General features: G+C 41.7%; 7 protein-coding genes and 1 pseudogene. 4 read left to right on the top strand and 4 right to left on the bottom strand.

Annotated elements, in window-relative coordinates:
• The 3 genes and pseudogenes from VB693_RS23110 to VB693_RS23100 all read left to right on the top strand — a co-directional run.
• Positions 1-145: pseudogene (locus tag VB693_RS23110) on the top strand (IS630 family transposase); the annotation flags it as partial.
• A 565-nt stretch (positions 146-710) separates the two neighbouring features.
• The gene (locus tag VB693_RS23105; protein WP_323268304.1) at positions 711-2,180 is read left to right on the top strand and encodes an ammonium transporter; all 1,470 of its coding nucleotides are present in this window, start codon (positions 711-713) and stop codon (positions 2,178-2,180) included.
• Between the two features lie 399 nt (positions 2,181-2,579).
• Positions 2,580-4,169: an ammonium transporter gene (locus VB693_RS23100; protein WP_323268303.1), complete on the top strand. Its 1,590-nt coding sequence runs from the start codon at positions 2,580-2,582 to the stop codon at positions 4,167-4,169.
• Positions 4,170-4,208: 39 nt separating this feature from the next.
• On the opposite strand, the gene VB693_RS23095 is transcribed toward VB693_RS23100, so the two are convergent.
• From VB693_RS23095 to VB693_RS23080, 4 genes are all read right to left on the bottom strand, one after another.
• On the bottom strand, positions 4,209-4,943 hold the full coding sequence (locus VB693_RS23095) for a SagB/ThcOx family dehydrogenase (protein WP_323268302.1): 735 nt from the start codon (positions 4,941-4,943) through the stop codon (positions 4,209-4,211).
• Between the two features lie 18 nt (positions 4,944-4,961).
• Positions 4,962-6,272, bottom strand: coding sequence for a YcaO-like family protein (locus tag VB693_RS23090; RefSeq protein WP_323268301.1), 1,311 nt, complete (start codon positions 6,270-6,272; stop codon positions 4,962-4,964).
• Positions 6,269-7,408: a TOMM precursor leader peptide-binding protein gene (locus VB693_RS23085; RefSeq protein WP_323268300.1), complete on the bottom strand. Its 1,140-nt coding sequence runs from the start codon at positions 7,406-7,408 to the stop codon at positions 6,269-6,271. The genes VB693_RS23090 and VB693_RS23085 overlap by 4 nt, the downstream gene beginning before the upstream one ends.
• 182 nt (positions 7,409-7,590) lie before the next feature.
• Positions 7,591-7,938, bottom strand: coding sequence for a hypothetical protein (locus VB693_RS23080; RefSeq protein ID WP_323268299.1), 348 nt, complete (start codon positions 7,936-7,938; stop codon positions 7,591-7,593).
• Positions 7,939-8,578: 640 nt separating this feature from the next.
• On the opposite strand from VB693_RS23080, the gene VB693_RS23075 reads away from it, so the two are divergent.
• Complete coding sequence (locus VB693_RS23075; protein ID WP_323268298.1) at positions 8,579-10,399, top strand: ABC transporter ATP-binding protein; 1,821 nt, start codon at positions 8,579-8,581, stop codon at positions 10,397-10,399.
• The last annotated feature ends 55 nt before the right edge of the window (positions 10,400-10,454 follow it).

Genomic DNA, 10,454 nt, shown 5'->3' with positions numbered 1-10,454 from the left:
GTTAAATTTGATTGAAATTTTGTGGCGGTTTATTAAGTATCAATGGATTGAAATTGATGCTTACAAAGATTGGCAGACTTTTGTAGCATCTGTGGAAAAGATTCTCCGAGAATTTGGTACAAACTATGTAATTAATTTTGTTTAGCTACTTAGCGTAGCGGGGCGTTAGTCCGGCATCAACCAAAAAAAACTCAAATCGTCTTTTCTTCCATCTCAAATGGGCATCAGTCAAAAGATTATTTCTTGTCTCTTTTACTTCCCAGTCCCTAGTTCCCTAACTAAACAGACATTTTACTTAAAATTTTGTATATAAAATTCATAAATTTCTTAGTAATTGTATCTAAATATGGGCAATTGCTGATTATATAAAGGTTTCACACAGTTTAATTATCTATTCGCCAATTAAATTATACGCCCAAAAAATAAAAAATGTATTGCAAACTACAGAATTAATGTTGTAAGTAAAACAGTATAAATCAAATTTAGTCATGGATTAACCAGAATGCGTTGTAAAACTTAACCTTACTTGTGTAAGTTATGCTGTTTTTTCATATTCTGTTGAGTTGAATGAGCAGAGTGGTGAGCAAAAAAGAATAAACTTGGCTTTGAAGTAAAACTTGATCGCTAGATTTTCTGATCAAAGGTAATTGATTTTGGTCAGTCTGCTACCATGATGAATCATCGCTTTTCAAGCAGGAAAAAATAAGCTAATGAATAAGCGTATTCGACCTTGGCAACGCATGATGGTGCTGGCGATCGGTTCTATGGTGTTGGCAATTTTTGCGCCTACAGTTGTACAAGCAGCAGATCCTCCCAATTTGCAGTCTTTGTCAGAAACTACGATCAAACTGCAAATTTCGATTGACACTATATGGGTACTAATCACTGGATTTTTAGTATTCTTTATGCAAACTGGCTTTGCAATGTTAGAAGCGGGTTTTTCCCAGCAGAAAGGTGTAGTTAATGCTTTACTGGAAAATTTTGTGGATGCTGCTGTCACTATCTTGGTGTGGTGGGCAATAGGTTTTGGGATTGCTTTTGGTACAAGTGCTGGAGGTTTGTTAGGAACAGATACATTTTTTTTGAACCAGCTACCTAATAGTGATGGTATTTATCCAATGGGTGCGCCTGGTTCTACTGCTGCTATTAATACCTACACCTTGTTTTTTTTCCAGTTTGCCTTTGCAGCGACAGCTAGTACAATCACTACCGGTGCTATGCTCGGTAGAACTGACTTTATTGGTGACTTAATTTACAGTGCCGTGATGGGAGCATTTAGTTATCCCATTATTGTCCATTGGGCTTGGAATGTTGAGGGGTGGTTATCCAAACTCAGTTATCACGACTTTGCCGGTAGTTCTGTTGTTCATTGTGTAGGCGGTTGGACGGCATTAGTTGGCGCATATTTGCTAGGGCCTCGCCCTAGTCGTTCAGCTTGGGGAACACCACCACCAGCCCATAATTTAAGCTTGGCAACATTGGGAACTATGATTCTCTGGTTTGGCTGGTATGGTTTTAACTCTGGTTCAACTCTTGGTGCTGGGAACACAGGACTAATTGGTTTAGTAACAGTCAACACCACATTATCGGCTGGAGCAGCAGCACTAGCGGCAATGATTTTTCAGTATTTACGTACTAGTAAATGGCATTTAGAGTATTGCCTGAATGGTTCTTTAGGCGGATTAGTAGCAATTACAGCTGCTTGTGCTTATGTAGCACCTTGGGCGGGGGTGGTGATTGGATTAACGGCTGGCGTTTTGGTAGTGCTGGGGATTGATCTAATTGAATCACTTAAAATTGATGACCCAGTAGCTGCTTTTTCCATACATGGAATTAACGGCATGATGGGTACTCTTTCTGTGGGCTTTTTGGGACAAGCCGAACTGACTCTGAATAAAAAAGCAGGGTTACTGTTAGGGGGTGGGATTGAATTATTAGGTATACAACTTTTAGGTGTCGTAGCGATCGCAGTTTTTACAGTTGGCTTGAGCTTTTTAATGTTTGCTGGTCTTAAAGCCATCAGACGCTTGCGTGTCCATCCCGAAGGCGATCGCTTAGGTATTGATGTTTATGAACATGGTGCATCGGTATGGCCTGATGTTTATGCAGTTGAAAAGTTAGTAGAAGAAAAAAAACATTACCCCCAAAGTTCAGATGTTAGTAGCGTTGAGAATGAATGAAGCAGTTAAGCTTATCAATTGACAAAAGTTAACAAATAGTAGTAATGTGTGGCACAAATTACTGATTAATTTCTATCCTTATTTTTTATGGAGATTGTATTGACAAAATGCCATCTATCACTATGCCAATCTATTTTTTCATGATTAAAGATTAAATGAAGAAGACTTGACTGTTGCAGAAATTACATCATAATTTCTTAAGGATATCTACAAAAAATATTTACAGAGGTGTCGTTAATTTCTTAAACTCCTAAATATTATTTGAGTTTTTGGTTAACCAAATTCAGTGGTCTCAAAGAAAAATATCAAAACCACTAGCTGGGGCAATACGGGGGATAGTTTTTCTGCTCAACCTGTTTCTTGCTATCAAGGATCATTCGGAGGACGTTGTTTTAACCCATGTACAAACATAAATCGAAAATAAAAAATAGGCGATTTTCTGCAAGAAATTCCGCTAAAAGCTCACAATTTAATTCAACAATCAAGTTAATTAATTTTATTAAGCGACTGTCTCCCAGTTGGCAAGCTTGTTTACCTTTGGCTTGTTTAATTGTTTTGGGATGGGGTTATGTCGCAGTTGCCCAAGCCCCAGATGCTGGCCCGACAACAGCAGAATTGAAAGTTGCCCTAGACACCCTTTGGGTAGCGATCGCCGCTTTTTTGGTATTCTTCATGAATGCTGGTTTCGGGATGTTAGAAACCGGCTTTTGTCGCCAGAAAAACGCTGTTAACGTCCTTGCCAAGAACCTTATTGTGTTTGCACTAGCCACCGTGGCTTTTTGGGTAATTGGTTTTGGATTAATGTTTGGCGATGGCAACGATTTTATTGGGTTAAATGGATTTTTCTTAACAGGAGCAGATAACAGTCCCGCTACCGGAGAAGCTGCTTATAAAGGTGTCTTCAGTGCTTTAAGTTGGGCTGGTGTACCCTTAGCAGCCAAATTTTTATTCCAGTTGGTATTTGCGGGAACAGCAGCCACCATTGTGTCTGGTGCAGTTGCTGAAAGAATCAAGTTTCTTGACTTCTTAATTTTTAGTATCTTACTTGTAGGTATCGCCTACCCCATCACCGGACACTGGATTTGGGGTGCTGGTTGGTTAGCTGACAGAGGCTTTTGGGACTTTGCTGGTTCTACGGTAGTTCACTCAGTCGGTGGCTGGGCAGCTTTAATGGGAGCAGCCTTTCTTGGCCCCCGTATCGGTAAATATCAAGATGGGAAAGTTGTGGCTATGCCTGGTCACAACATGAGTATTGCTACTTTAGGCTGTTTGATTCTGTGGTTAGGCTGGTTTGGTTTTAACCCCGGTTCTGTAATGGCTGCTGATCCCAATGCTATTACTCATATTGCTTTAACAACCAACATGGCCGGTGCTGTTGGTGGGATTGCTGCTACAGCGACAGCCTGGTTGTACTTAGGTAAGCCTGACCTGTCGATGATTATCAACGGTATTTTGGCTGGTTTGGTGGCGATTACAGCACCTTGTGCTTATGTCAGCATTCCCGGTGCAGTTATTATTGGTTTGATTGCTGGCGTGATTGTAGTTTTCTCAGTTACATTATTTGACAAAATTGGTATTGATGACCCAGTAGGTGCTACTTCCGTTCACCTGGTTTGTGGTATTTTCGGAACTCTTGCAGTTGGTCTATGGTCTGTCGGCCCTGGTGTTTATTCCTGGTATGGTGAGGGACTTGGGCCTGCCAAGGGTTTATTTGCAGGTGGTGGTTTAGGACAGTTGGGCATTCAGTTTTTAGGCGTGATTTCAGTCGGTGGTATGACTGTGCTTCTCAGCAGCATCTTCTGGTTGGTACTGAAATATACCTTGGGTATTCGAGTCACCAGAGACGAAGAACTGGAAGGTTTGGATATCCATGAACATGGTATGGAAGCCTATAGTGGATTCCTCAAAGAAAATAGTCCCAGTGGATTTACAGAAAGTGGTAAATCTGGGGGCTACTCATCAGGTGAGGATTACTCTACTAAAATTTAGTAGCAATTAACAAGTTCGTAGTAAGGACTAAAGTCCTTACTACGAACTTGTTTCCGTACCAACAGCAACACAATAAAGTGCTGCATGACGCTGACCGTCAATACCTAAAATATTATTGACACTTGTATCATGAAATCCTCCTAGACAAACCCTGCCAAGCCCCAACTCTACAGCCATGAGGCAAATATTTTCAGCTTGATGGCCGGCTTCAAACAGGATAAAGCGGTAGCCCCGCGTACTATATTTATGGAGCGATCGCATAAAAACCCCAGTCATGATAAACAGGGCATTGGCATTAGCAATATAATCCTGCTGCAATAGAGGTTCGATAAAGTCACTGGGTACTGACTCATTCACCCAATGCAGTCCGTGGCCACGGGGTTCATAGTGATATAGTCCCGCAGATAAACCTGTTATTGCCTGTATAGATACAAACATTTCAATTGGATAAAGTCCACCGGCAGACGGAGAGTTCCGCCCTTCAAACATATGACCCTCCACCTGACGCAACCCACTGATACCGCAGGCGGCATCCAGTAACTGAGCCAGTGAAATCAACGGCATCTCCGTATTTTTAAAAGCTCGTACTGAATGGCGTTGTCTCAATAAATTGGTGAGGTAGTTGTCCCCTGGTACTGCTGGTAGTTCCAGAATAGAAGCCTCTGGCATATACCGCATTTCAGTAGCTGGAACTTGCTTGGCATAACCTCCTGGTGGTGGAGAATTCCAATGATAAAGAAGAGTTAGTTCCAGAGGCTCATTAGCTTTGTACATTGCGGCAATTTCCTCAATTTAGGCGATGGGATGGGGGCAGGGATTGAGGTCAGCAGCAGTACGGCGACCACCATAACCCAACCGTTCTGGAACTTCAAACAGACGCTGAGAACCTAATGGCTCTTGTCCAATACCAAAATAGATAGGTACTAATTCAGTTGCTAAAGTCCTTACCACTCGAAAACCCACCGATGCAATGTCAGAGGTGGTAATATCCACTAAATACGCCTCAACACCCACTGAATTTAACCTGGTGAGAACTGTTTGCAATTTCTCTACTTCTGATTGAGATGTGTAAGTAGGTAAATCTTCAACTTTTAGTGATTGGTCATGGTTAAGTAAAAAGTCCAACTCACCCAGTCGTGCTGTTGTGTAGAAAAAAGCACTGTGATCATCCATATTCTGGATATCTTCATATTTATGGAGATTAGCACCAGCACCGTGAGCTATCCGTTCCAGATCACCAGGACGGGCTTGACAAACTTCAAATATTGCCTTGCGAAGCGCAGTTTGACCATCAAGATGGCATCCCAAACCAGTGACAACAGCAGGCCCTTGATCTGAATGGTCAATAGCGATCGCGACAACTACAGGCACTCTAATATCAGTGGTAAAATCGAAGGCCATTAACTCAATGTCAAATCTGGCATAATTCCGGGCAATTTCCCTTAATATTCCAGGCTGGTGTTCAAAATTTATGCGCGGCGCAGGTAAGCGATTTAACCACGTAATGATGAAAGCATCACGCTCAATTAACTCGCATAACCCACTGTAAGCAGCAAACTCTACAGAAGAGCCTGTAGCCATGCCATTAGAAGAAGCAGGAACAATATCATCCCCTGGTTGTTCGCCGCACCAATCGAGATAGGTTAAGGACATGGGGACGAAAACTTGATCGTTGCTACCAAGTACCTGAGCAGCGATCCAAGAAGTCTGCATTGTGGAATCAAATGCCGGAAACAGGAAATTGGGATCAGAGTATTGTTGTTCAGAAAAAGAGTAAAAAGTTGGTGGTGGGAGGGCGCGATTATCTAATTTGGCAAAGCTACTGACCACCATTCGCCGCCGATCAACAATCCCCCCACAGTAGCGTTCCAAGGCTTCACCCACAGCACCTAAAATGGCCTGCTCATCAGTCATGCCCTTGCCTATACCAAAGCGTAAATTTTCTAGCCGTTTGCGAATTTGGTAATGGGCTAATTCAGCCTGCCAAATCACTGGCAGTTCACACTCTGTATATGGCTTGCTTATTCTCTCCATTGCGCGGATGATGCCAGTGTGGGGGCTGACCAAATCCCGCCACCGAGAACTAGTTACTACTGCATTCACGGCGTTCTCTCCTGACGTGGGGAACAATGAGGGCAACCGGGTTTCTTGAGTACAACATGGTGAGTCATCTGTGTACTAATCAAATCCAGATGCAGTAATTTACCATCAGTAGCAATTGGTAGACCAAGGAACATCTTTAATGCGTCAAGGGCTAGGTAACTACCAACTAACGTGTAGCCTATCGGTAAATTTTCTCGCAGACGTGGTTGAGAACGCCGTTCTCGGTTGAGAAACTGCTCAAGAGCTAATTTGGCCTCTGGAAGCTTGGCGCAAGCCATAGACCGCATCCGATAGCACAGGTAGCAAGGGCCATCTTCAGAAAAGACCAACGGCCCGACAGTTGCCTCTACCCCCGCAGCTCCACCTGGGAGCAATGGGAGTTTCATTTGTAAGCATAGTCTGTTGAGGCGATACGCTAAATTAACTGATACGGCATCCGTAGCAACAATAACTAAGTCAATATCTTGCAGTGATGAACTGACTATTTCATCATCATTTAAAGCATCTGTCACAGTCTCAGTCTGGGTAACTCCTCCCATCGCCTCAATCCGTTGAGCCGCTTGCACAGATCGCCCAGCACCAACTTGACTCAATTCCCAACCCGACATCATCAGTGCATCAGAGGGATCAATGTAAGCATCATCGCACAGACGCAGAAAACCAATACCAGAAGCAGCCAATGTCATTGCAGCTACTAGCCCTGAGCCTCCCAACCCAAAGACAGCAATCCGAGCATTAGCTAATTGCTTTTGAACATCCTTTTGCTGAAAGCCTAACTCATGGTAAAGACCGAGTTGAGGCAGTAACTGAGTACGATGAGTCAGAGTATCTAAGTCAATGTCTTCTTCCTCAAAATCCTCCACTAAGCGATTGTTAATCAAAAATTCTAAACATTGATCTAGCGAGGCATTGGTCAACTTTTCTTGAACAGCATGACGGATTTCTCCTAGGGTTCGGCTACCATCCAGTAAAGGAAAAACTACTCTGTCCACATCATGCAGCGATTGACCTTTAACTTCTAATGTCCGCCGCGTTGTATTGAATATCATCTTTTCCCCATCATTACCATCTGAGGGTATAACGCGAATGACGAGGTGTTCTAACAGACGCAGCCTTTTACTATCATTTAATTGCATAGGTTTGCTTTTATTCTCCCAAGCTCCATAGAAAAATCTGCAACCTTGGTTTTATAAACAAATTAGGACTTACGAGTTGACAGAAAATACTGAATATCTATGATCGTAAAAACGATATCTTTTGTAGGGGTTTAGCATTGCTAAACCCCTACTGTGCCAGTCTGTTTAGTATCAAAGCAATGTTAGTTGCCAAATTCGAGGTCGAAACTTTCTTCAATTACGCCTGATACTGAACTAAAAAAACCACATTTACCACCGCAGTGATAACACTGATAACATCGGTGCCAGCAGTGTCCACCGCATCGTCCACCGCATCGTCCACCGCAGCGTCCACCGCATCGTCCACCACAGCGTCCACCGCAGCGACTAACCCATCTTTGGCTCGTTTCTGAATCAAACACTCCTGGTAAAGCTAGTTTTTCTAAAGCTGCTATTTCTTCTTTAGACAGCAGAGTTTGTTCTAATTTATCTTCGCTGTCTACTAAATACATTTCTAAGGTTTGTATGGTCAATGTTTCTTGTGCAAGCATTGCGATTTTCTCCTTTGATATTCAAATCACTACCTGGATTTAAATTTACCTGAGAGTTGTTTTAAAGTTGTTCTAAAGTTGTTTTCCGGTCTAAAGCATCTAGAAACGAATTAGTTTTTAACCAAATATTTCGCTATTTCACCGCAAAATATGACAACAGTTCATTACCTATTTTTATCTCTTTGTAGGTCTGCTTAAACTATCTATACTCCAACGTATAGCCAAAGGGTAAATAGTTTATAAAAGGTCAAAATTACTGCGCCATTAATACGGTAACATCTTTAAGAGAATTGCTTTTTTACGAAATATTTGTTCTCAAAACCTCTGCATTTTTTGGTGTTACACAGGAATTTATTTGATGATTATGTAACGCCTACAACATTTACTTTATCTTCTTGTTTTGTTTTTTGTTCCTGCTTAAGTAAGATAGTTTCTCATCTTGAGACTAACGTTGTTCTATCTTAAGTAGTATAGTTTTTATTCTCGATAGTATTACAGTGTCAGATAGCAGAATTAGACAAGAATTTGTCTAGACAATCAACTTTCACTGTCTAAAACATATGATTATTCCTGAAAATTAATCAATATGTTAGCAATCAGAGCAATAGTTAACCATAAATAAAAAATTAGGTTTACATCAATGAGCGATTTAAGATTTTGGTTTGAGGTCTATACTAAAGCCTTATTTCGTTCTCTACCTTTAGTATGGACAGCAGCACCAAAAGAAATTTTTGTACTGATTGTTGTTACTTTATTACAAGGATTTCTACCTGCTATAAGTGTTTGGATTACTAAGTTAGTAGTAGATACAGTCGCAACAGAGTTGTCATCTGGTAGAGTATTGGGTTGGACAATCTTACTACCCTTAGTTGGGGGATGGGTAGGTGCTTTATTGTTAGAAACACTACTCGAACCTTGGCAAACAGCACTTCAGGGAAATCTCAACGATAAGTTAATGGCTCATATGAGCTTAAAGTTAATGCGTAAAGCCGATACTTTACCAGACTTGAGCCGTTTTGAAGATGCTCAATTCTATGATGAGTTACAAGTTTTGCAAGAACAAATTAGCTATCAACCGTTGAATTTACTTGAGAATTTGGTGGAATTAGGCCGGTCTTTCGTGACTTTGGTGGTGATGGTGGCGTTACTGATTCCCCTAGCCTTTTGGATTCCCTTAATAATTGCGATCGCTACTATACCCCAAGTAGTCGTTTCGGCTCAATATGGTAAAGCTATTTGGCTAACTCTGTTTGAAAACAGTCCCCAGGCTCGCAGAATGAAGTATTACACTTCAGTCATGCTAACTGATACCCACGCTAAGGAAACTAGACTGTTTCAGCTAGGTTCATTCTTTATTGACCGATATCTGCAAGCATTCCAGTCTTTACATACCTCCATGCGCCATCTGCGCGGTAAACAAGCTTTTTGGTCGTCTAGTTTAGCTATTTTAAGTACCCTAGGAAATGGTTTTGCTTTCTATTGGGTAGTACAGAAAGCATTTAGAGGAGAATTTAGTCCAGGTAGTGTACTGTTATTTGTCCAGTCTTTAACTTACTTTCAACAAAACTTAGGCGGCTTTGTAGGTAATGGGCTGGAATTATTTGAAAATGTGCTTTATATGCAGCAGTTTTTCACTTTTCTCGACAGTACAAGTCCTATGCTCTTAAGTGTACCTGGAGAGAAAATCCCAAATCCTATTCGTAAAGGTATCACGTTTGAAAAAGTGTACTTTCGCTACCCTGATGCTAAGGGCTGGGCAGTCAAAAATATTTCTTTTACCCTACATCCAGGGGAAACAGTGGCTATTGTAGGGGAGAATGGCGCGGGTAAGACTACTCTGGTCAAGTTACTTACTAGGTTATATGACCCCAACAAAGGGCGAATTTTAGTTGATGGTGTAGACCTGAAAAATTTAAATCTAGAAGAGTGGCGACAACAAATAGCAGGAGTTTTTCAAGATTTTGGTCGTTATTCCCTCACCCTAGGAGAAAATATTGCTTTAGGCAACCTCAAGGCTTTAGAAAATCGTGATTTACTCAGATATGCTGTAGAAAAAGCCGATGTAGTCAAACTATTAGAACAGTTTCCCACAGGGGAAGACACACCCCTAGGTAAACAGTTTAGCGGTACAGAACTCTCTGGTGGTCAGTGGCAAAAGTTAGCTCTAGCCCGTGCTTTTGTGCGTAAGCACGCTCAAATACTACTTTTGGATGAACCGACAGCCGCACTTGACCCCCGCAGTGAGTATGAGCTTTATATGCGCTTTGTGGAATTAGCGGAGGGTAAGACTACTATTTTGATTACCCATAGACTAGCTTCTGTGCGAATGGCTCACCGAATATTCGTCCTCAAAGGTGGGCGTTTAATTGAGGATGGCACACATCAGGAACTTTTGCAGCATGGGGGAGAGTATACCGCACTGTGGAATATGCAGGTTCAACAGTATGGAATAACTGAGTAATGCCGTTTCAACATAAGTAGCCATCTCATGAACCTTTGAACTCCATTAATGAAAC

Origin of the sequence: Anabaena sp. UHCC 0399 (assembly GCF_034931465.1) — a bacterium.
GTDB lineage: Bacteria > Cyanobacteriota > Cyanobacteriia > Cyanobacteriales > Nostocaceae > Trichormus > Trichormus minutissimus.
The sequence above is the reverse complement of the archived record's forward strand: the minus strand, read 5'-3'. Positions and strand labels throughout refer to the sequence as shown.

Coding starts and splice junctions, on each gene's coding strand:
- VB693_RS23105 (WP_323268304.1), top strand. CDS start 711: ATGAATAAGCGTATTCGACCTTGGCAACGCATGATGGTGCTGGCGATC.
- VB693_RS23100 (WP_323268303.1), top strand. CDS start 2,580: ATGTACAAACATAAATCGAAAATAAAAAATAGGCGATTTTCTGCAAGA.
- VB693_RS23095 (WP_323268302.1), bottom strand. CDS start 4,943: ATGTACAAAGCTAATGAGCCTCTGGAACTAACTCTTCTTTATCATTGG.
- VB693_RS23085 (WP_323268300.1), bottom strand. CDS start 7,408: ATGCAATTAAATGATAGTAAAAGGCTGCGTCTGTTAGAACACCTCGTC.
- VB693_RS23080 (WP_323268299.1), bottom strand. CDS start 7,938: ATGCTTGCACAAGAAACATTGACCATACAAACCTTAGAAATGTATTTA.
- VB693_RS23075 (WP_323268298.1), top strand. CDS start 8,579: ATGAGCGATTTAAGATTTTGGTTTGAGGTCTATACTAAAGCCTTATTT.